General features: G+C 41.2%; 29 protein-coding genes. 25 read left to right on the top strand and 4 right to left on the bottom strand.

The genetic code is table 11. The annotated features are described in order from the left end of the window. The first annotated feature begins 11 nt into the window (after window positions 1–11). The 23 genes from rplP to HMPREF9969_RS07270 all read left to right on the top strand — a co-directional run bounded on the left by rplP (window position 12) and on the right by HMPREF9969_RS07270 (window position 12425). The gene (rplP, locus tag HMPREF9969_RS07385; RefSeq protein WP_004361613.1) at window positions 12–440 is read left to right on the top strand and encodes a 50S ribosomal protein L16; all 429 of its coding nucleotides are present in this window, start codon (window positions 12–14) and stop codon (window positions 438–440) included. A gap of 5 nt (window positions 441–445) precedes the next feature. Then, a complete protein-coding gene (gene rpmC / locus HMPREF9969_RS07380) occupies window positions 446–640 on the top strand; it encodes a 50S ribosomal protein L29 (RefSeq protein WP_009435176.1) in 195 nt (64 codons plus the stop codon). Between the two features lie 2 nt (window positions 641–642). Further along, a complete protein-coding gene (gene rpsQ, locus HMPREF9969_RS07375) occupies window positions 643–909 on the top strand; it encodes a 30S ribosomal protein S17 (RefSeq protein WP_004361615.1) in 267 nt (88 codons plus the stop codon). 2 nt (window positions 910–911) lie between these two features. Then, window positions 912–1277, top strand: a complete 366-nt coding sequence (rplN, locus tag HMPREF9969_RS07370) for a 50S ribosomal protein L14 (RefSeq protein ID WP_004352833.1) — start codon at window positions 912–914, stop codon at window positions 1275–1277. Between the two features lie 20 nt (window positions 1278–1297). Then, a complete protein-coding gene (gene rplX / locus HMPREF9969_RS07365; RefSeq protein ID WP_004383897.1) occupies window positions 1298–1615 on the top strand; it encodes a 50S ribosomal protein L24 in 318 nt (105 codons plus the stop codon). Further along, window positions 1615–2169 (top strand): 50S ribosomal protein L5, encoded by a 555-nt coding sequence (rplE, locus tag HMPREF9969_RS07360; protein ID WP_004383896.1) that lies wholly within the window; start codon window positions 1615–1617, stop codon window positions 2167–2169. Before rplX ends, rplE begins: the two co-directional genes overlap by 1 nt. Window positions 2170–2174: 5 nt before the next feature. Continuing rightward, window positions 2175–2477 (top strand): 30S ribosomal protein S14, encoded by a 303-nt coding sequence (gene rpsN, locus HMPREF9969_RS07355; RefSeq protein WP_004361619.1) that lies wholly within the window; start codon window positions 2175–2177, stop codon window positions 2475–2477. A 125-nt stretch (window positions 2478–2602) separates the two neighbouring features. Beyond that, window positions 2603–2998 carry a 30S ribosomal protein S8 gene (rpsH, locus tag HMPREF9969_RS07350; RefSeq protein ID WP_004361620.1) on the top strand — a complete coding sequence of 132 codons (396 nt, stop codon included), beginning with the start codon at window positions 2603–2605 and terminating at the stop codon, window positions 2996–2998. A gap of 14 nt (window positions 2999–3012) precedes the next feature. Continuing rightward, complete coding sequence (gene rplF / locus HMPREF9969_RS07345; RefSeq protein ID WP_009012402.1) at window positions 3013–3579, top strand: 50S ribosomal protein L6; 567 nt, start codon at window positions 3013–3015, stop codon at window positions 3577–3579. A gap of 21 nt (window positions 3580–3600) precedes the next feature. Next, window positions 3601–3945 (top strand): 50S ribosomal protein L18, encoded by a 345-nt coding sequence (gene rplR, locus HMPREF9969_RS07340; RefSeq protein WP_009435167.1) that lies wholly within the window; start codon window positions 3601–3603, stop codon window positions 3943–3945. A gap of 6 nt (window positions 3946–3951) precedes the next feature. Continuing rightward, the gene (gene rpsE / locus HMPREF9969_RS07335; RefSeq protein ID WP_004361622.1) at window positions 3952–4464 is read left to right on the top strand and encodes a 30S ribosomal protein S5; all 513 of its coding nucleotides are present in this window, start codon (window positions 3952–3954) and stop codon (window positions 4462–4464) included. Between the two features lie 19 nt (window positions 4465–4483). Beyond that, window positions 4484–4660: a 50S ribosomal protein L30 gene (gene rpmD, locus HMPREF9969_RS07330; protein WP_004361623.1), complete on the top strand. Its 177-nt coding sequence runs from the start codon at window positions 4484–4486 to the stop codon at window positions 4658–4660. A gap of 26 nt (window positions 4661–4686) precedes the next feature. Beyond that, window positions 4687–5133 carry a 50S ribosomal protein L15 gene (rplO, locus tag HMPREF9969_RS07325; RefSeq protein WP_004361624.1) on the top strand — a complete coding sequence of 149 codons (447 nt, stop codon included), beginning with the start codon at window positions 4687–4689 and terminating at the stop codon, window positions 5131–5133. A gap of 4 nt (window positions 5134–5137) precedes the next feature. Then, entirely contained in the window at window positions 5138–6478 is a 1341-nt protein-coding gene (gene secY / locus HMPREF9969_RS07320) for a preprotein translocase subunit SecY (RefSeq protein WP_009435221.1), read from the top strand. Between the two features lie 16 nt (window positions 6479–6494). Beyond that, window positions 6495–7298: a type I methionyl aminopeptidase gene (gene map / locus HMPREF9969_RS07315; RefSeq protein WP_009435197.1), complete on the top strand. Its 804-nt coding sequence runs from the start codon at window positions 6495–6497 to the stop codon at window positions 7296–7298. A gap of 3 nt (window positions 7299–7301) precedes the next feature. Continuing rightward, complete coding sequence (gene infA, locus HMPREF9969_RS07310) at window positions 7302–7520, top strand: translation initiation factor IF-1 (RefSeq protein ID WP_004352768.1); 219 nt, start codon at window positions 7302–7304, stop codon at window positions 7518–7520. Window positions 7521–7533: 13 nt separating this feature from the next. Next, window positions 7534–7650 carry a 50S ribosomal protein L36 gene (gene rpmJ, locus HMPREF9969_RS07305; RefSeq protein ID WP_004352823.1) on the top strand — a complete coding sequence of 39 codons (117 nt, stop codon included), beginning with the start codon at window positions 7534–7536 and terminating at the stop codon, window positions 7648–7650. Between the two features lie 97 nt (window positions 7651–7747). Then, the gene (gene rpsM / locus HMPREF9969_RS07300) at window positions 7748–8128 is read left to right on the top strand and encodes a 30S ribosomal protein S13 (protein WP_004361628.1); all 381 of its coding nucleotides are present in this window, start codon (window positions 7748–7750) and stop codon (window positions 8126–8128) included. A 20-nt stretch (window positions 8129–8148) separates the two neighbouring features. After that, window positions 8149–8538: a 30S ribosomal protein S11 gene (rpsK, locus tag HMPREF9969_RS07295; protein WP_004383890.1), complete on the top strand. Its 390-nt coding sequence runs from the start codon at window positions 8149–8151 to the stop codon at window positions 8536–8538. 37 nt (window positions 8539–8575) lie between these two features. Continuing rightward, entirely contained in the window at window positions 8576–9184 is a 609-nt protein-coding gene (rpsD, locus tag HMPREF9969_RS07290) for a 30S ribosomal protein S4 (protein WP_009012408.1), read from the top strand. 13 nt (window positions 9185–9197) lie between these two features. Then, window positions 9198–10196 carry a DNA-directed RNA polymerase subunit alpha gene (locus HMPREF9969_RS07285; RefSeq protein ID WP_036895439.1) on the top strand — a complete coding sequence of 333 codons (999 nt, stop codon included), beginning with the start codon at window positions 9198–9200 and terminating at the stop codon, window positions 10194–10196. A 58-nt stretch (window positions 10197–10254) separates the two neighbouring features. Beyond that, complete coding sequence (gene rplQ, locus HMPREF9969_RS07280; protein ID WP_009435185.1) at window positions 10255–10737, top strand: 50S ribosomal protein L17; 483 nt, start codon at window positions 10255–10257, stop codon at window positions 10735–10737. Between the two features lie 839 nt (window positions 10738–11576). Beyond that, entirely contained in the window at window positions 11577–12425 is an 849-nt protein-coding gene (locus HMPREF9969_RS07270; protein ID WP_009435202.1) for a hypothetical protein, read from the top strand. 381 nt (window positions 12426–12806) lie between these two features. On the opposite strand, the gene HMPREF9969_RS07265 is transcribed toward HMPREF9969_RS07270, so the two are convergent. Together HMPREF9969_RS07265 and gdhA are read right to left on the bottom strand one after the other, a co-directional pair. Further along, on the bottom strand, window positions 12807–13628 hold the full coding sequence (locus HMPREF9969_RS07265) for a septal ring lytic transglycosylase RlpA family protein (protein ID WP_036895438.1): 822 nt from the start codon (window positions 13626–13628) through the stop codon (window positions 12807–12809). A 96-nt stretch (window positions 13629–13724) separates the two neighbouring features. Continuing rightward, a complete protein-coding gene (gene gdhA / locus HMPREF9969_RS07260) occupies window positions 13725–15062 on the bottom strand; it encodes an NADP-specific glutamate dehydrogenase (protein ID WP_009435208.1) in 1338 nt (445 codons plus the stop codon). A 256-nt stretch (window positions 15063–15318) separates the two neighbouring features. Between gdhA and HMPREF9969_RS07255 the strand changes: the two genes are divergently transcribed. Then, window positions 15319–18327 carry a PEP/pyruvate-binding domain-containing protein gene (locus HMPREF9969_RS07255; protein WP_009435162.1) on the top strand — a complete coding sequence of 1003 codons (3009 nt, stop codon included), beginning with the start codon at window positions 15319–15321 and terminating at the stop codon, window positions 18325–18327. A 232-nt stretch (window positions 18328–18559) separates the two neighbouring features. Here the strand turns inward: HMPREF9969_RS07255 and HMPREF9969_RS07250 are convergent, their stop codons facing one another. Both HMPREF9969_RS07250 and HMPREF9969_RS07245 read right to left on the bottom strand, forming a co-directional pair. Then, window positions 18560–18892, bottom strand: a complete 333-nt coding sequence (locus HMPREF9969_RS07250; protein ID WP_009435199.1) for a hypothetical protein — start codon at window positions 18890–18892, stop codon at window positions 18560–18562. A gap of 313 nt (window positions 18893–19205) precedes the next feature. Further along, the gene (locus HMPREF9969_RS07245; protein ID WP_009435192.1) at window positions 19206–19952 is read right to left on the bottom strand and encodes a porin family protein; all 747 of its coding nucleotides are present in this window, start codon (window positions 19950–19952) and stop codon (window positions 19206–19208) included. Between the two features lie 414 nt (window positions 19953–20366). On the opposite strand from HMPREF9969_RS07245, the gene HMPREF9969_RS07240 reads away from it, so the two are divergent. Beyond that, window positions 20367–20537, top strand: a complete 171-nt coding sequence (locus tag HMPREF9969_RS07240) for a DUF362 domain-containing protein (RefSeq protein WP_004383733.1) — start codon at window positions 20367–20369, stop codon at window positions 20535–20537. Window positions 20538–20632 lie beyond the last annotated feature (95 nt).

Below are 20632 nucleotides of genomic sequence, written 5' to 3'. Positions count from 1 at the left end.
AAGAAGCTATCATGTTACAGCCAAAAAGAGTAAAATATAGAAGACCTCAAGACGGACGTGGCAATAAAGGCAACGCCCACAGAGGTACACAGCTGGCTTTCGGCTCATTCGGCATCAAGACACTTGAGGCTAAGTGGATCGACAGCCGTCAGATTGAGGCCGCTCGTATAGCAGTAAACCGCTATATGAACCGTCAGGGCCAGGTCTGGATTCGCATCTTCCCTGATAAGCCAATCACTCGTAAGCCTGCCGATGTTCGTATGGGTAAGGGTAAGGGTGATCCAGCAGGATGGGTTGCACCAGTTACTCCAGGTCGTGTTCTCTTTGAAGTAGAGGGCGTAAGCTTTGATATTGCAAAGGAGGCTCTTCGTCTCGCTGCACAGAAGCTGCCTGTTAAGACAAAGTTTATTGTTAGACGTGATTTCGATAAAAACGCTTAAGAAAGATGAAGATTAAAGAAGTAAAAGAACTCGATACCAAGGATTTGGTTGAGAAGATTGAGAATGCTGAGACAGCTCTTACTAAGATGAAGCTGAATCATCAGATTACTCCACTTGAGAATCCATCTCAGATTAAGGCCGCTCGTCGTGATATTGCACGTATGAAAACAGAACTTTCTCAGAGAGAACTTAATAAATAACAATGGTCCAGATGGAAACAAGAAATTTAAGAAAAGTAAGACAGGGTGTCGTTATCAGCAACAAAATGGATAAAACCATCGTTATTGCAGCTAAGTTCAAGGAGAAGCACCCTATTTATGGTAAGTTTGTCCAGAAGACAAAGAAGTACCATGCTCATGACGAGAAGAATGAGGCTAATGTAGGTGATACAGTTCTCATTATGGAGACTCGTCCTCTTTCTAAGACAAAGAGATGGAGATTAGTTCAAATCGTAGAAAAAGCTAAGTAATTATGATACAGACAGAATCAAAACTTACAGTATGTGATAACAGCGGTGCTCGTGAAGCTAAGTGCATTCGTGTACTCGGTGGTACTGGCCGTCGTTACGCAAGTGTTGGTGACGTTATCGTAGTTGCTGTACAAAACGTCATCCCATCAAGTGAATTGAAAAAGGGTGCAGTATCAAAGGCTTTGATCGTTCGCACAAAGAAGGAGATTCGTCGTGCTGATGGTTCATACATCCGCTTCGATGATAATGCATGTGTATTACTGAACAACGCAGGCGAAATTCGTGGTAGCCGTATCTTCGGTCCTGTTGCTCGTGAGCTGCGTGCAGTGAATATGAAGGTCGTTTCTTTGGCACCTGAGGTTCTTTAATTATTAAATAGAATAATAAAATGGCAAAATTCCATATAAAGAAAGACGATCAGGTCATTGTTCTTGCTGGTGCAGATAAGGGCAAGACAGGAAAGGTGCTTAAGGTCATCGCAGATAAGGAACGTGCTATTGTAGAGGGCTTGAATATGGTCTCTAAAAGCACAAAACCTTCTGCTGCTAACCCACAGGGTGGTATCATTAAGCAGGAGGCTGCAATTCATATCTCAAATTTAAGTCTCATCGATCCGAAGAGCGGTAAGGCTACACGTATCAAGATTGAGCGTGAAGGCAAGACTGTTAAGCGTATCGCTAAAAAGTCAGGGGAGGAAATTAAGTAATGAATACAGCTCAGTTAAAGAAACAGTATAAGGAGCAGATTGTTCCTGCTTTGCAGAAGCAGTTCAACTATTCTTCAGCTATGCAGGTGCCTGTTTTGAAGAAGATTGTTATCAATCAGGGTCTTGGTGATGCAACTCAGGATAAGAAACTTATCGAAGTTGCTGTTAACGAGATTTCTTCTATTACAGGTCAGAAGGCGGTTGCAACTTATTCAAAGAAGGATATTGCAAACTTCAAACTGCGTAAGAAGATGCCTATCGGCGTAATGGTAACTCTGCGTCGTGAGCGTATGTATGAGTTCCTCGAGAAGCTCGTTCGTGTATCTTTGCCACGTATTCGTGACTTCAAGGGTATCGAGAGTAAGTTCGATGGTCGTGGAAATTATACTCTCGGTATTACCGAGCAGATTATTTTCCCAGAGATTAATATCGATCAGGTTGACCGTATCCAGGGTATGAACATCACCTTCGTAACATCTGCTAAGACAGATGAAGAAGGATATGCTTTGCTGAAGGGCTTCGGACTTCCATTCAAGAATGCTAAAAACGATTAATTGATATGGCAAAAGAATCAATGAAAGCTCGCGAGGTAAAGCGTGCAAAGCTTGTTGCTCGCTATGCTGAGAAACGCGCTGCTCTGAAGAAGATTATCGCTACTTCAAATGATCCTGAAGAGGCTTATGAGGCTGCTCGCAAGTTGCAGTCTATTCCTAAGAATGCTAATCCAATCCGTTTGCACAATCGTTGCAAGATAACAGGACGTCCAAAGGGTTACATTCGTCAGTTCGGTCTCTCTCGTATTCAGTTCCGTGAGATGGCATCTCAGGGACTCATTCCAGGAGTTAAGAAGGCAAGCTGGTAAGCAAATATATCGACGCGGATAGTGAATTGTGAAATTTATTTTGTATCTTTGCAGTTCATTATCCGCTTTCAAGCGATTTTTTAATATTGTCGGGGTAGTCCCGATTAATTAAACTTTATATTTTTATGACAGATCCAATAGCAGATTATCTGACAAGACTCAGAAACGCAATCATGGCTCATCACCGTGTTGTTGAGGTTCCTGCGTCTAACTTGAAGAAGTCTATTACTAAGATTCTCTTCGAGAAGGGTTACATCTTGAACTATAAGTTCATTGAGGATGGTCCCCAAGGTTCAATCAAGGTCGCACTTAAGTACGATCCTGTAACAAAGCAGAGCGCTATCAAGAAGTTGAAGCGTGTTTCTACCCCAGGTCTTCGCCAGTATACTGGTTACAAAGACATGCCGAGAGTAATTAACGGACTTGGAATTGCTATCCTTTCCACGTCTAAAGGTGTAATGACAGACAAGGAAGCTGCTGCAGAGAAGATCGGTGGTGAGGTTCTTTGCTATGTTTATTAATTGGAGGATTGAATATGTCAAGAATAGGAAAATTACCAATTAGTGTTCCAGCTGGCGTTACAGTTGCTCTTAACAATGGTGTTGTTACAGTAAAGGGTCCTAAGGGTGAACTTTCTCAGAAGGTAGATTCTTCTATTAAGACTATCATCGAGGACGGTCAGGTAACATTCGAAATTGATGAGAATAGCCCAGTAAACTACAAGCAGAAGCAGGCTTTCCACGGTCTTTATCGTTCACTTGTTAACAATATGGTTGTTGGCGTAAGTGAGGGTTACAAAAAGACATTGGAACTTGTTGGTGTAGGTTATCGTGTTTCTAACCAGGGTAACTTGGTAGAGTTCTCTCTTGGTTATACTCACCCAATCTTTATTCAGCTTCCTTCAGAAGTTAAGGTTGAGACAAAGAGCGAGCGTAACCAGAATCCAATCATCACTCTTGAATCAGCTGACAAGCAGCTGCTTGGTCTCATCTGTGCAAAGATTCGTTCTTTCCGTAAGCCTGAGCCTTACAAGGGTAAGGGTGTCCTGTTCCAGGGTGAGGTTATTCGCAGAAAGTCTGGTAAGACAGCTGCAGCTAAGTAACTTTAATACATCATTACGATTATGACAACAAAGAAAGAACAAAGAAGAATTAAGATAAAGTTCCGCATTCGTAAGAGTGTGAACGGTACTGCTGAGCGCCCACGTTTGAGCGTTTTCCGCAGTAATAAGCAGATTTATGCACAGGTTATTAACGATCTGACAGGAACAACACTTGCTTCTGCTTCTTCACTTGGCCTTGATAAGATGGCTAAGATTGAACAGGCTAAGAAGGTAGGTGCACTCGTTGCTGAGCATGCTAAGGCAGCTGGCGTAGAGCAGGTTGTTTTTGACCGTAACGGTTATCTCTATCACGGACGTGTACAGGCTTTGGCTGATGCTGCACGTGAGGGAGGACTTAAATTCTAAACGATTATGGCAATGAATAGAGTAAAAGTAAATAGTGATGTAGAACTGAAAGATCGCTTGGTTGCTATCAACCGTGTAACTAAGGTTACAAAGGGTGGTCGTACTTTCACATTCGCAGCTATCGTCGTTGTAGGTGACGGTAAGGGCGTTATTGGCTGGGGTCTTGGTAAGGCTGGTGAGGTTACTGCTGCTATCCAGAAGGGTACAGATTCAGCAAAGAAGAACCTTGTTAAGGTTCCTGTTTTGAAGGGTACTGTTCCTCATGAGGCAGAGGCTCGCTTTAGCGGTGCTCATGTTCTCCTTAAGCCAGCTGCTGCCGGTACTGGTTTGAAGGCCGGTGGTGCTATGCGTGCTGTTCTTGAGAGCGCAGGTGTTACTGACGTGATTGCAAAGTCAAAGGGCTCTTCTAACCCTCATAACCTTGTAAAGGCTACTATCGCTGCCCTTGCTGATATGCGTGACGCATATACAATCGCTGGTGAACGTGGTATTAGCATGGATAAAGTATTTAACGGTTAATTTTGGGAGGTATTAAGTTATGGCAACAATTAAGATTAAGCAGATTAAGAGCCGTATTGGTGCTCCTAAGGACCAGAAGGAAACTTTGCAGGCATTGGGACTTCGTAAGATTTCTCAGGTTGTTGAGGTAGAGGATACTCCAAGCTGCCGAGGTATGATCCGTAAGGTGCATCACCTGGTATCAGTAATTGATTAATTAATCTTTTAAAGAAAACAGTAATTATGAAATTAAATAATTTGAAACCAGCTGTTGGCTCTACACATTCACGTCGTCGTATTGGTCGTGGTCCAGGTTCTGGACTCGGTGGTACTTCTACTCGTGGTCATAAGGGTGCAAAGTCACGTTCTGGTTATAAGAAGAAGATTGGCTTTGAGGGTGGTCAGATGCCTCTCCAGCGTCGTGTACCGAAGGCTGGTTTCAAGAACATCAACCACAAGGAATATTTCGCTGTAAATCTTTCTACTCTTCAGGCACTTGCTGAGAAGAACAATCTTACTAAGATTGGTGTTGAGGAGCTTAAGGCTGCTGGACTTACCAATGGTAAGGAACTTGTTAAGGTTCTCGGTAATGGTGAATTGAAGGCTAAGTTGGAGGTTTCAGCAAATGCCTTCTCTAAGACTGCTGAAGAGGCTATCAAGGCAGTAGGTGGTAACACAACTATAATCTAAGTTAATGAAAAAGTTTATTGAGACACTGAAGAACTGTTGGAAAGTTGAAGACCTACGTCAGAGACTTCTAATAACGATTCTGTTTACAGCTATTTATCGATTCGGCTCGTTTGTAGTACTCCCAGGTATCAATCCAGCCTTATTAGAGAAATTGCAGTCGCAGACAGCCGGCGGTCTTATGTCGCTTTTGGATATGTTCTCCGGTGGTGCATTCTCCCATGCGTCAATCTTCGCATTAGGAATTATGCCATATATCTCAGCTTCTATTGTTATGCAGCTCCTAGCTGTTGCTGTTCCTTATTTCCAAAAGATGCAGCGTGAAGGCGAGAGTGGTCATAAGAAAATTAATTGGTATACGCGTGTCCTGACAGTAGTTATTCTATTGTTCCAGGCACCGTCTTACCTAATGAACTTAAAGATGCAGGCCTCTGGAGCACTTGCTACAGGTGTTGATTGGACTACATTTATGATTCCTGCGACTGTAATACTAGCAGCAGGGTCTATGTTCATATTATGGCTTGGTGAGCGCATCACAGATAAAGGAGTTGGAAATGGTATCTCTCTTATTATTATGATTGGTATCATAGCTCGTCTACCACAAGCTTTTATACAAGAAGTAAGTAGTAGATTTACAGCAATTACAAGTGGTGGTTTAGTTATGTTTATCGTCGAACTGATTATCTTGTATGCTGTTGTATGTGCATCTATTCTACTAGTGCAAGGTACACGTAAGGTTCCTGTACAATATGCTAAACGTGTTGTGGGAAATAAACAATATGGTGGAGCACGTCAGTATATCCCATTGAAACTGTTCGCAGCCAATGTAATGCCCATTATTTTTGCTCAGGCTTTAATGTTTATTCCTTTGGCTATAGTTCAATATTCAACGGACAATGGTAGTTCTGTACTCCAGTCTCTTATGGATACAAAGAGTTTGGCTTACAATATTGTTTATGTAGTCCTTATCATTTTGTTTACTTATTTCTATACAGCTATTACATTGAATCCGACTCAAATGGCTGAGGATATGAAGCGAAACAATGGATTTATTCCAGGAGTTAAACCTGGTAAGGATACTGCTGACTATATTGACACTGTTATGTCACGTATAACAGGTCCGGGCTCTTTATTCATAGCTTTTATTGCTATTATGCCTGCATTAGTTGGTTTCTTGAATGTTCAGAGTGCTTTTGGTCAGTTCTTTGGTGGTACGTCATTGTTGATTCTTGTTGGTGTAGTTATAGATACACTTCAGCAGATTGAGTCACATTTAATGATGCGCCATTATGATGGACTGCTTAATTCTGGGCATACACGTAGCAATACTGGAGTTGCGGCTTATTAAATCTTTATCTTAGGGAATGAATATATTTCTAAAGACAGAAGATGAAATAGAACTTATGCGTGAGGCCAACCTGCTGGTAGGTAAAACTCTGGCAGAAGTTGGTCGTCATGTTAAGCCAGGTGTCTCAACTCTCCAGTTAGATAAAATAGCTGAAGAGTTTATTTGTGACAATGGTGCCATACCTACATTCAAAGGTTTTCCAAGTTCTTATGGTACACCTTTCCCTGGAAGTATATGTGCGTCTGTTAATGATGTCGTCGTACATGGTGTTCCTAGTGAAGATGTTGTACTGAAGGATGGAGATATAATTTCAATTGATTGTGGGGCTTTGCTTAATGGCTTCAATGGTGATAGTTGTTATACTTTCTGTGTTGGAGAAGTAAGTGAAGATATAATGAATTTGCTTCGAGCAACGAAGGAATCACTTTATAAGGGTATTGAAGTAGCAGAAGCTGGTCATCATGTTGGAGACATTGGTCATGTTATTCAGGACTACTGTCAAGCACAAGGTTATGGTATTGTTCGCGAGTTAACAGGACATGGTATTGGACGAGAGATGCATGAAGATCCTTCAATTCCTAATTACGGGAAGAGGGGGACTGGTGTTTTGCTCAAAGTAGGAATGTGTATTGCGATAGAACCGATGGTTACAATGGGTAATCGAGAAATCGGATTATTGCCAGATCGTTGGAGCATTGTTACACGTGATCATCGTCCAGCAGCACACTTTGAACATACTATTGCCATAAGGGCTGGCAAGGCTGATATTTTATCTTCGTTTGAGGAAGTTGAACATTTAGAAGGACAAAATTTTAATTAGTTTATGGCAAAGCAAACTGCGATAGAGCAGGATGGAACAATTCTCGAAGCGCTTTCAAATGCGATGTTCCGCGTAGAATTAGAGAATGGTGTAGATATCACTGCTCATATTTCCGGTAAGATGAGAATGCACTACATCAAAATTCTTCCTGGTGATAAGGTGAAGGTTGAGATGAGTCCATATGACCTAACTAAGGGTCGAATCGTTTTCAGATACAAATAAACAACATAGAGATATGAAAACAAGAGCATCATTAAAGAAGCGTACAGCTGACTGTAAGATAGTTCGTCGTAAGGGTCGTCTGTTCGTTATTAACAAGAAAAACCCTAAGTTTAAAATGCGTCAGGGTTAAGTTAAAAAAGCGTAAAGAGGTAAGCTCTCTCGTAAATTATGCTTACCTTTGCGTGCTTTTTAGCGCAAAATGACATTAATTTTTTAATTATCAAACAATGGCAATAAGAATTGTTGGAGTAGATTTGCCCCAGAATAAGCGTGGCGAAATCGCATTGACCTATATCTATGGTATTGGTCGAAGTAGTTCAGCAAAGATATTGGATAAGGCTGGTATTAGCCGTGACCTGAAGGTCAGCGAGTGGTCTGATGACCAGGCAGCCAAGATCCGTGAAATTATCGGTGCTGAATTCAAAGTTGAAGGTGATCTCCGTTCTGAGATCCAGATGAACATCAAGCGCCTCATGGATATAGGTTGCTATCGTGGTGTTAGACATCGTAATGGTCTTCCTGTTCGCGGTCAGAGTACTAAGAACAATGCTCGTACCCGTAAGGGAAAGAAGAAGACTGTTGCTAATAAGAAGAAGGCTACTAAGTAATTCTAAGGAGGAAATTAATTATGGCAAAGAAATCAGCAACATCTAAAAAAAGAAATGTAAGAGTTGATGCACTTGGACAGCTCCATGTACATAGCTCATTCAATAACATTATTGTATCTTTGGCTAACAACGAGGGTCAAGTTATTTCTTGGTCTTCGGCTGGTAAGATGGGATTCCGTGGATCAAAGAAAAATACTCCTTACGCTGCACAGATGGCAGCAGAGGATTGCTCAAAGGTAGCTTTTGATCTTGGTCTTCGTAAGGTTAAGGCATTCGTTAAAGGTCCAGGTAACGGTCGTGAGAGCGCAATCCGTGCGGTGAACGCAGCAGGTATTCAAGTAACTGAAATCGTAGACGTTACTCCGTTGCCACACAATGGCTGTCGTCCTCCAAAGCGTCGTCGTGTATAATCACATCTTATAACAATTAAAAGAATTCATATTAATTATGGCAAGATACATAGGTCCAAAATCACGAATTGCACGCCGTTTTGGTGAGCCAATTTTCGGCGCAGATAAGGTATTAGCTAAGAGAAACTTCCCTCCAGGGCAGCACGGCAATAATCGTCGTCGCAAGGTATCTGAGTATGGTGCTCAGCTTGCAGAGAAGCAGAAGGCTAAATACACTTATGGCGTTTTGGAGCGTCAGTTCCGTAATCTTTTCGACAAGGCTGCTAAGGCAGATGGTATCACTGGTGAGGTTCTTCTTCAGAGCCTTGAGAGTCGTTTGGATAATGTAGTGTTCCGTCTTGGTATCGCTCCTACTCGTGCTGCTGCACGTCAGCTCGTTAGCCACAAGCATATTGTTGTTAACGGTAATGTCGTAAATATTGCTTCTTATCAGGTAAAGGCTGGTGATGTTGTTGGCGTTCGCGAGAAGGCTAAGTCACTTGAGGTTATCGAGGCTGCTTTGGCAGGCTTTAACCACAGCAAGTATCCTTGGCTTGAGTGGGATGATAACGCTAAGTGCGGTAAGTTCCTTCATCGTCCAGATCGTGCTGACATCCCAGAGAACATTAAGGAGCAGTTAATCGTTGAGTTGTACTCTAAACAATAAAATCATTAAATTAATGGCGATATTAGCATTTCAAAAACCTGATAAAGTAGTGATGCTGGAGGCCAATGACCATTTCGGCAAGTTCGAATTCCGTCCACTTGAGCCTGGCTTCGGTGTTACCATTGGTAACGCTCTTCGTCGCATCCTCCTTTCATCGCTGGAAGGCTTCGCAATCAATACCATTCGTATAGCAGGTGTTGAGCACGAGTTCTCTTCAGTTCCTGGTGTAAAGGAAGATGTTACCAACATCATCTTGAATCTCAAGCAAGTTCGATTCAAGCAAGTAGTAGAAGAATTCGAGAATGAGAAAGTTAGTATCACCGTAGAGAATTCCACCGAATTCAAAGCAGGTGATATCGGTAAGTATCTGACTGGATTTGAAGTGTTAAACCCTGATTTGGTGATTTGTCATTTAGACTCCAAGGCTTCTATGCAGATTGATTTGACTATCAACAAGGGACGTGGTTACGTTCCTGCTGAGGAAAATCGTGAATACTGCACTGATGTAAACGTACTCCCAATCGATTCCATCTACACCCCAATTCGTAACGTAAAATATGCCGTTGAGCCATATCGTGTTGAACAGAAGACCGACTATGACAAATTGGTTGTTGAAGTTACGACCGATGGTTCCATCCACCCAAAGGATGCGCTGAAAGAGGCTGCAAAGATTCTCATTTATCACTTTATGTTGTTCTCTGATGAGAAGATTACTCTCGAGAATCCAGATCAGGAGGGCAACCAGGAGTTTGATGAGGAGGTTCTGCACATGCGCCAGCTCTTGAAGACCAAGTTGACCGACGCAAGTCTCAACTTGAGTGTTCGTGCACTCAACTGCTTGAAGGCAGCTGATGTAGAGTCATTAGGCGACCTCGTACAGTACAATAAGACGGATCTTCTTAAGTTCCGTAACTTTGGTAAGAAATCGCTTTCTGAGCTTGATGATTTGCTCGAGAGTCTGAATCTGTCGTTTGGAACCGACATTACAAAGTATAAATTGGATAAAGAATAGTTGACGAGTTGTCTAAACGACAAGTTGACGGGTTTATCCACAACAAGTTTAAAACAAAATGAGACATAATAAGAAATTCAACCATTTGGGTCGTACTGCTGACCACCGCGCTGCGTTGCTTTCAAACTTGGCAGTTGCTTTGATTCAGCACAAAAGAATCACTACGACTCTTGCTAAGGCAAAGGCTCTTAAGAAGTATGTGGAGCCGCTGATTACACGTTCTAAGAATGATACAACTAACTCACGTCGTGTTGTATTCCGTTATCTTCAGAACAAAGAGGCTGTTACTGAGCTTTTCAAGGAGATTTCAGTAAAGGTAGCTGATCGTCCAGGCGGTTATACACGCGTTATCAAGCTCGGAACTCGTCAGGGTGACGCTGCTCAGATTGCATTTATTGAGCTTGTTGACTATGATGAGAACATGGCTAAGACTCCAAAGGCTGAAGCTAAGAAGACTCGTCGTAGCCGTCGTTCTACAAAGAAGGCTGATGCACCTGCAGAGGCTGCTGAGAACGTTGCTGAAGAGGTAAAGGCTGAATAATCCGAATAGATTTTATCTCTATAATAGGAAACTCTCGATACTTAATGTATCGGGAGTTTTTATTTTCTATTTACATTGGTTTGATGCACGCTGTTTAAATGTATTATGACTAGCTATTGTTGTTTAACTTGAATTTGTTAGTGTCAAGTTATCTTAGTAGTCGTAGACGCTCAGTAGTCGTTTCATTCTGGATAAGTTATAGCTTCATATGTAAGCATAAGTAGTAAATGGAATCAACTTTAAATAAGGATTTTATCGCGTTGCTTATATGTGAGCGATGATTTTCTCATAGAACAATTATTCTTTGTCGTTAGTAAGAATGGCAACGTTCTCATCTGTATGTTCTCTTCTTTGTATATACTTTACTTGTTGCTCCTCTAAAGGGACGTTGGTGTTCCTGTGTCGGAACTTATATGTTCCCGTGCTGGAACGCAAGTGTTCCCATGCCGGAACACGAATGTTCCAATAAGGGAACATGAATGTTCCGCTAGGGAGAATGTGAATTTTCTTGATCCTACTAGACTCTTTTTGTTATATTAGTTGTGTATATGGTGCTCTTTTGTAATTCTATGCGATTGCGAGCTACAAGTTCTTCGTATACGCAGGAAACTTAGTTATAGGCTCATTGTTGATTGTCTTATTTTATAACTATTCTCTTGTCGTACAGCCTAATTTATTTGTTTTATACGGAAATTATGATAGTCTTTTTTGTATTCAATCTTTGAGCAATAGTCATGTGATAATGTCTTTATAGGGGTTTCCCCTACTCGAGTAGGGAAATATCTTTGCCGTCCTATAATATAGTTGTTACTTTTGCAAACATATAATAACAATGATATATGAAGAAGTTATTTATCCTCCCCATATCTGCAGCTATTTTGCTGAGTAGTTGTGGAACCTATGCTGGTTCTGGCGCAATGTCAGGTGGTTCGTTGGGTAGTATTTTGGGAAGTGCTATCGGTGGAATTGCTGGTGGCGGTCGAGGTTCAGATATAGGAACAATAGTTGGTATGGCTGGTGGAGCTGTTATTGGTGCGGCAATGGGTCAGAAGGCTGATCAGCGTGCTAAGGATGATGTTCACGATCATTATGAGAAGGTACAGCAGCGTAAAGCACGTGAGCAAAAAGAGCGTTCTACTTATGGAAATGATACTCAAACAGATGTTTATGCTGTTCCAAATCGTGTAGATAGTAGCGGGTTCAGTGCTTCTAATTCTGGTGATGATCGTCTTTATGATTTCGAAGGAAGTGATTATACTGACAATTATAGTGCTGCTCAACCAAAGAGCAAGACCCCTTCAGAATCAAGCGTAGAGCAGTTGGCAGGTAACTATAAGTACGTTCCGAACATTGAGATAATCAATGCACGTTTTGTTGATGATAATCAGGATGGTGTTTTATCACGCAATGAAGTTGGTAAGATTATCTTTGAAGTGATGAATCATAGTGATAAGACGATCACGGATGTACAACCATCAGTATTAGAAACAAGTGGTAATCAGCATATTTATATTAGTCCATCAGTCCACATAGAGAGTATTGCACCCGGTAAGGGCGTTCGTTATACAGCTATTGTGAAGGCTGATAAGCGTCTTAAGGCAGGTGTGGCAACCTTTGCTGTAACCGTCTTACAAGGGCAAAAGAGTATAAGTAAAGTAACAGAATTCAACATTAAGACAAGTAAATAGATCATACGACTGATTGAATATATATTGTGATATATGACTAACACCTGATAATTAGCTTTGATACGACAGATACTGGGATAGGCGATAACGTCTATCCCAGTTGTTGTTTAAGTCCTTGGCTTATGTTCTTCTTTCTGTAGTATTTCTATTGATTGGGAAGGCAGGGTAGACCTAATACACTGAGGCTGATTATTTCTATCTTAAAGGCCTTATAGGGGGCGATGAACTGATAAGGAAGTAACAATAAGCTGATTTCTTCTAGCAATGTGAATCAGAAGGGGATAGGCAATTAACATCTATATCCGTTATTTGCGGGGATATATCCCCCTTATTCATCTGCTTGACAGAATATTCTCCCTTATGCCTTAGAAAGTCTACAACTTACTCAAATAAGCCTGTTACACCATCTTTGATTCGTTTAAAGAAGTTTGTCCAGCTACTACTAGAACCATTCTTTGCATTCTGGTTTTGTGTGTTCTGCTTATTTTGTTGTGTATTTGCTTTCCTCTGCTGTATGCCCTGCTGCTGATTATTTGATGATTGTGTATTGCGTGCAGTGGAATTATTTCCCTTAGATTTTACTTCTTGTGCCGAAGATCTACCTGTTGAACTTTGAAGGTTCTTACGTCCTTCTGCACTTTGAGCCTTTTCACTCTTCACCTGTTGCGTGATGTATTTACGATCAATTCGCGTATCCACTTTGCGTTCAATCTCCTTTGGCTTATCTTCTTCTTGCTTTTCCCATTCTGGTATAAACTCGTAACATACACCTGCAGTTCCATATTCCACCTCAGGCATCTCGATACCCTTTGACTCTTTCATGAATGGGATTTCTGTGTCTTTTGGTACCACTTCAACTTTTACATAAGCAACTCCACTAGCCAAGGTACCTAGTTCACGAGCAGCTGCATAGGATAAATCTACAATTCTACCACGTACGAAAGGACCGCGGTCAGTAACTCTTACAATTACAGACCTACCATTTCTTGGATTTGTAACCTTTAATCTTGTTCCAAAAGGTAAGGTTCGGTGTGCACAAGTAAAGGCATTCTTATCATAGCGCTCACCATTACTCATCTTACGACCATGTAGTCCGTTACTATAATAAGATGCTTTGCCATCTGGCAGCGAAGATTGTGCTGCCAATTTAATACTACTTAGTAGTGATAAAAAAACTACCAAGAGAAGTCTGAATGTATTCATAAATAATCAATTAATAAACCAGCCTCCTCTTAGTAGTTTGTATCCCCCTCTCATCTATAAAGATTGGAATAGAGGGGGAGGAATGACTGGTTTTATTTATACGACACCTTGTGCAAGCATAGCTTTCGCTACTTTCATAAAGCCTGCAATATTTGCGCCCTTAATATAGTCAATGTGACCATCAGCTTGCTTACCATACTTCACACACTGCTCATGGATAGAGCTCATGATGTAGTGGAGCTTCTGATCAACCTCTTCCGGACTCCAAGAGAGGCGGAGAGAGTTCTGTGACATCTCTAGACCTGATGTAGCAACACCACCAGCATTAACAGCCTTGCCAGGAGCAAAGAGTTGTTTAGCCTCGGTGAATTTATCAGCAGCCTCAGCGGTACAGCCCATATTTGAAACCTCAGCAACACACAATGGCTTATAAGCTAAAATCTTATCAGCGTCTTCACCATTCAATTCGTTCTGTGTAGCACATGGCAAGTAGATATCAGCCTTCTGCTCCCATGGCTTACGACCCTTGAAGAACTGTGCTCCAGGATACTTCTCTGCGTATGGTTCGCAAACATCGTTACCACTATTGCGAAGGTCTAACATGTATTCAATCTTATTACCGCTAATGCCGTCTGGATCGTAGATGTAACCATCAGGACCACTCAATGTGATGACCTTTGCACCGAGTTCTGTTGCCTTCTTAGCGGCACCCCAAGCCACATTACCAAATCCAGAGAGAGCAACGGTCTTACCCTTTATATCAAGTCCGTGTGTCTCCATCATCTGATGAACAAAGTAGAGAGCGCCATAACCAGTTGCTTCTGGACGGAGGATAGAGCCACCCCATTCTCTGCCCTTACCTGTGAGCATTCCTTGGAATTGGTGGGTTAGCTTACGATATTGCCCAAAGAGATAACCAATCTCACGTCCACCAACGCCTATATCACCTGCTGGTACATCCTCATCAGGTCCAATATGACGATATAACTCATTCATGAAAGATTGACAGAAGCGCATAATCTCAGCATCGCTCTTACCACGTGGAGAAAAATCAGAGCCACCCTTGCCACCACCCATAGGTAATGTTGTGAGTGCATTCTTAAATGTTTGCTCGAAACCGAGGAACTTTAAGATGCTAAGATTTACTGATGCGTGGAAACGTAAACCTCCTTTATAAGGCCCAATAGCACCGTTAAATTGAACACGATAACCGATGTTCACTTGCACCTTGCCCTGATCATCTACCCAAGGTACACGGAATGTGATGATACGTTCAGGCTCAACGATACGCTCGATGATGCTAGCACGCTCAAACTCTGGGTGCTGATTGTAGACATCTTGTACTGAGACAAGAACTTCACGAACTGCCTGTAAATACTCAGACTCACCTGGATGCTTCTGCTCCAGCGCTTGCATGATTTTTTCGACTTCCATAGTAAACTGACTTTATTTGTTTATGTTAGTTAGTGTCATTCGGTTAGAATGGTGCAGCAAATATATCCATATTCTATCAAATAACCAAATGAAAATCGAAAAACTTTTGTTCTCTCCTTTCTTTTTGATACCTCTGTTGCGAGGTCAAAGGCACGTTGAATGTGCAAAGTAATAAAAAATATATCATTTAAATAACCAAAAGATAGGGTGGATTGTGTTTATTTCGTATTTTTGTAGAAAATTAAGTTTCAAGCCGATGAAGGAGCAAGTACCAGTTCAATGGAGCAACTTTTACCTAAAAGATGTAAGCTTTGTCAATCTAATGATGCGTCGTATCTACAACGTTTTGATTGTTGCTAACCCCTACGATGCGTTTATGTTAGAGGATGATGGGCGTGTTGAAGAGAAGATCTATAATGAGTATATGGAGTTAGGATTGCGTTATCCACCAACATTTACGCAAGTTTCGACCATTGAAGAGGCTTCTCGAGTATTGAATACAGTAGATATTGATCTTGTAATATGTATGCCTGGCAATGCAGATAACGATGCTTTCGATGTGGCAAGAGCTGTGAAAGCAGAGTTTTCAGATATTCATTGCGTTGTTCTCACGCCTTTCTCTCATGGCATAACGAAGCGAATAGAGCATGAAGACCTAAGTATCTTTGATTATGTGTTCTGTTGGTTAGGCAATACAAACCTAATTCTTTCTATCATTAAGTTAATGGAAGACAAGATGAACATAGAGCATGATATTCGTGAAGTAGGTGTCCAGATGATTTTACTTGTCGAAGATTCCATCCGTTTCTATTCGTCTATTCTACCTAACTTATATAGTTATATCCTTACACAAAGTCAAAACTTTGCTACCGAGGCGTTGACTCGGCACGATGCTTCCTTGCGTCAACGTGGTCGCCCGAAGGTTGTTCTTGCCCGCAATTATAAGGAAGCCTGGGATGTTTATCAGCGTTATAAGGATAATTGCTTAGGTGTTATTTCCGATATGCGATTCCCTCTTAGTGATGGAGAAGAGGGCATACAATCTACCACGGGACAACCAATTCATTCTGTTAAAGACCCTGAAGCTGGTTTAAAGTTGCTCCGTGCTATTCATCAAGAGGATGAGTATCTACCCTTAATCATAGAGAGTTCTGAGAGTGATAACCGTGAGAAAGCAGAGAATGAAGGCTTCCGCTTTGTTGATAAGAACTCTAAGAAGATGAGTGTTGACCTCCGTCATCTTCTTGAAGAGCACATGGGTTTTGGTGACTTCATCTTTCGTAATCCTGAAACACGTGCTGAGGTCATGCGCATCCGTAACCTAAAAGACTTACAAGACAACATCTTTAAGATACCAAAAGACTCCATGCTCTATCATATCTCACGCAATCATGTGAGTCGTTGGCTGTCTGCTCGTGCCATATTCCCCGTTTCTTCCTTCCTAAAAGACATCACTTGGCATAAGTTACAAGATGTTGATGCACACAGACAGATTATCTTTGATGCCATAGTAGCCTATCGTCGCATGAGAAATGAAGGTGTTGTCGCCCTTTTCGATAGGCATAAATTCGATCAATATGCCCACTTTGCACGTATTGGCGATGGCTCGTTAGGAGGCAAGGGGCGTGGTTTAGCCTTCTTGGATAATGTTATCAAGCGGCATCCAGACTTCAATCAATATTCAAATGCAAAGGTTCAAATCCCTAAGACTGTCGTTCTCTGTACGGATGTCTTCGATAGTTTCATGGAGAGAAACAACCTTTATCAAATTGCACTAAGCGATGCCACCGATGATGAAATACTCCATGCTTTCCTTGAGGCACAGCTCCCTGATGAGTTTATAGGCGACTTCTTTGCCTTCTTCGAAGCGACTCGTTCGCCTATTGCCGTTCGGTCAAGTTCCCTGTTAGAAGATAGCCATTACCAACCATTCGCAGGTATTTATTCCACTTATATGATACCTTATCTAGAGGATAAATACGAAATGTTACGTATGTTGGCATGCGCTATTAAGGCGGTATATGCCTCTGTTTATTATCGAGACTCTAAAGCCTATATGACCGCAACAAGTAATGTTATCGACCAAGAGAAGATGGCAGTTATCTTGCAGCAAGTGGTCGGTAAGAAATATGATAATCGATTCTATCCTAATCTTTCAGGCGTTCTTCGTTCTTTAAATTATTATCCAATAGGGGAGGAGAAAACCGAAGAAGGAATCGTGTCTTTGGCACTAGGATTAGGTAAATATATCGTTGATGGCGGTCAAACTCTACGTGTTTGTCCGTATCATCCACAGCATGTGTTACAACTAAGTGAACTGAAGTTAGCCCTCAGAGAGACCCAAACTCAATTCTATGCACTCGATATGCAGCATGTGGGGGAAGACTTTAAAGTGGATGATGGTTTTAATATTCTCAAACTCAATCTCAAAGATGCTGAGTCTGACGGAAGCCTCCTTTATATTGCTTCTACTTATTCTGTTGATGACGAAACAATCTATGATGGACTTTATGAAGGACGAAAGATTATATCCTGCTGTGGCGTTCTTCAACAGGGAGTTTTCCCATTACCAGAGTTGTTACAGATGGCTATGCGCTATGGTGCTGACGCTATGCGACGTCCTGTGGAGATAGAGTTTGCAGTCAATCTAAATGCTGATAAGACAGGAGAATTGTATCTTCTTCAGATCAGACCGATTGTTGATTCAAAGCAACGACTAGATGAAAACCTCTCTTCTATACCTGATGAACAATGTCTCTTACGCAGTCATAACTCTCTTGGACATGGTATATCGGATGATGTGATGGATGTGGTTTATGTCAAAACAGATAGCTCTTTCACTGCAAAAGATAATCCTATCATTGCAACAGAAATAGAAAGTATCAACCAAAAGTTCCTTGATCAGCACCTTAACTACATCCTTGTTGGTCCTGGTCGATGGGGTTCGAGTGATCCATGGTTGGGTATTCCTGTCAAATGGTCACACATTTCTGCAGCTCGAATCATTGTTGAAGAGGGACTAGAGAATTACCGCGTTGATCCGAGCCAAGGTACTCATTTCTTTCAAAACCTTACTTCCTTTGGTGTAGGTTACTTCACGATCAATCCTTATAAGGGTGATGGTTTCTATCAACGGAGCGTTCTTGATGCTCTTCCTGCTGTTGAGGAAACACAATGGGTACGCCATGTTCGTTTCCAAAAACCGCTTAAGATAATGATGGATGGTAAGAAACAAGAGGGGGTAGTGATGTTTTCTAAGGAGTAAAAAGGTATGTTGTTAAGTAAGATATGTTATGTTCTCCATTTTAAGGAGGCGTTTCCTTGCATTAAGAAGAGCCTCTCTTCCATCTCAAGAGAGGCTTCCTTTGTTGTGAAGAGAGCGTCTCTTTAATATCACCTATTAGTTAGTTCTATTTGAACAGAAGTATAATTATAGGGACAGATAAGGTTATCTGTCCCTTTTTTGTGGCATTATTTCAACAAGAATTAATCGTCTTTTACCTTATATAAATCTTACCATCTTCTTTCTTCTTGTCAGCTTTCTTCTTGTCTTCTTGGTATTTCTCAATTATCTCTTTGAGGTGTTTTTTAGACTTAGTGGTGATACATAGCACTCCACCCAAGCGTGGTGCAAACAGCTTCGTGACGCTTGGAGTCTTGATGACGGTGACACTTTGGATGTCATCTTTAGCTATATTGTCTATGTTACTGACCTCTACTCCATCCACCAGAATGACTGGTATGTTCAGAGAGTCTTGCTTCTCCGCCTTCTGCGCACTGATGTTTAGACTGAAGAGAAGGGCTACGATAAAGATAAAAGATTGTTTCATGCTCTGTTATAGTTTACTGTTAATAATGTTGCAAATATACTCTTTTTCTCGAAATAGACCTCTTTTCTATCAGAAAATATTTGCTATATGCTTGTAATTGATCGTTTTATGTAATCTTGAAGTACGACTTCAAAATTACATAAAATATACTGATAAGACAAGAGAAAAGAGTGTTTTTAAAGCGAAATCTATGTAATTTTGAAGTTGAACTCCAAATTTACATAGATTTTAAAAGGCTTTCTTTATCTGTAATCGGGCTTTTTTACTAATCCTCTGAACGAATAATCAGGGTGTAAAAGAAGATTGCGAAAGGTTATTCAAAGTAGAATGTGAGGGCTATCATCTTAGTTCGTGACTCGTTGACAGTGTTAGTGTACATGAGCATGTGCTTGTCTCTAAGGTTCTTGGAATGGTTTTTATCAAGGCTATTAGTGAGACTATACATGAATTTTAGCTCTGGTCTTAACTTAAAGTAAGGTAGATAAAAATCGCAGCCTAGTCCTACCTCGAGGAAGAAATCACTCTTTTTAAGTTTCAGATAGTCGTTGTCTTTACCCGAGAGATTCATCATTGGGTTTAGACCTAACATGACATAAGGGCGGTGGTTATTAAATCTTGGAGCCGCAGCGATGAGGTCGAAGGCACAAGAAACGTATGCGGTCTTCAACTCCTGCACCTGTTCTGTAGGCTCGCCGAGGCTGTTTAAGTCTGTAAGATTGCGGAAGGTAAGGTGCCGAGTACCGAAGTACATGGCAGGAGCAATGCGTAGTTGGAGGGTCTGGTTGAGGCGTAGTTCGCCCAAGACACCGACCGTGAAGCCCGCATCCCATCGGTCTTGATCGGCGGAGACAGTCTTTTCCACAGGTCCAGCACCATCCTCTAAGTCAATCATTTGAGGTCCAATATTATTCAATTCAATATCTTGCAAGTGTGTACCAACAAGTACACCGAAGTGGAAATTACGCAAGTCTGTATAGGGACGGTTCTGTACTTTCCGTTCCTGAGCACCGCTTGTTAGGACGATGACAAGCAGAGTTAATGATAATATAATTCTCTTCATCTTGTCTTCTTAAACGTGTTTTACCTCCTTTTTATTGTCTGTGTACCTACTTACTTGTAGGTATTCTGTATTCTAATACTTTGTTGGTAAAATATTACAATGCAATCTTTATCGCTTGAGACATTGGTTGAGAGAGATGGAAGAGGGCAATGTGAGAGATTGTTTGGATGTGATGTAAGATGTTAGTATGCTGTGTTTTATGTTAGATATAATAAGCTGTAAGAAGCGTAATTGTTCTATGAAAAGGCTTGTTGAAAAGCCCCCTTTTTCTATTTTTATGCCGTCTAAATATTTGTAATTTATCTCATAATCTTTAGGTATTAACGATTTTCTTTTTACCTTTGCACCATCAGAAGTAGGTATAGAAGCCTATTTATAGTACAAAAACATTATTAACATTAAAGACATTATATTATGGCTTACGTAATTGGCAACGATTGTATCGCATGTGGTACATGTATCGATGAGTGTCCAGTAGAGGCTATCTCTGAGGGCGATATCTATAAGATTGACGCTGACGCATGCACTGAGTGTGGTACTTGTGCATCAGTTTGTCCTAACGAGGCAATTAGTCTTCCAGAGTAAGGACACGACTGTTACTGATTAAATTCATAAGGCGAACCTTTCGAGGCTCGCCTTTTTTGTTGTATTGATGATGGCTCCTCTCATAAGAGAGGAGC

This window comes from Prevotella sp. oral taxon 306 str. F0472 (assembly GCF_000257925.1).
Classification (GTDB): Bacteria; Bacteroidota; Bacteroidia; order Bacteroidales; family Bacteroidaceae; genus Prevotella; species Prevotella vespertina.
The sequence above is the reverse complement of the archived record's forward strand: the minus strand, read 5'-3'. Positions and strand labels throughout refer to the sequence as shown.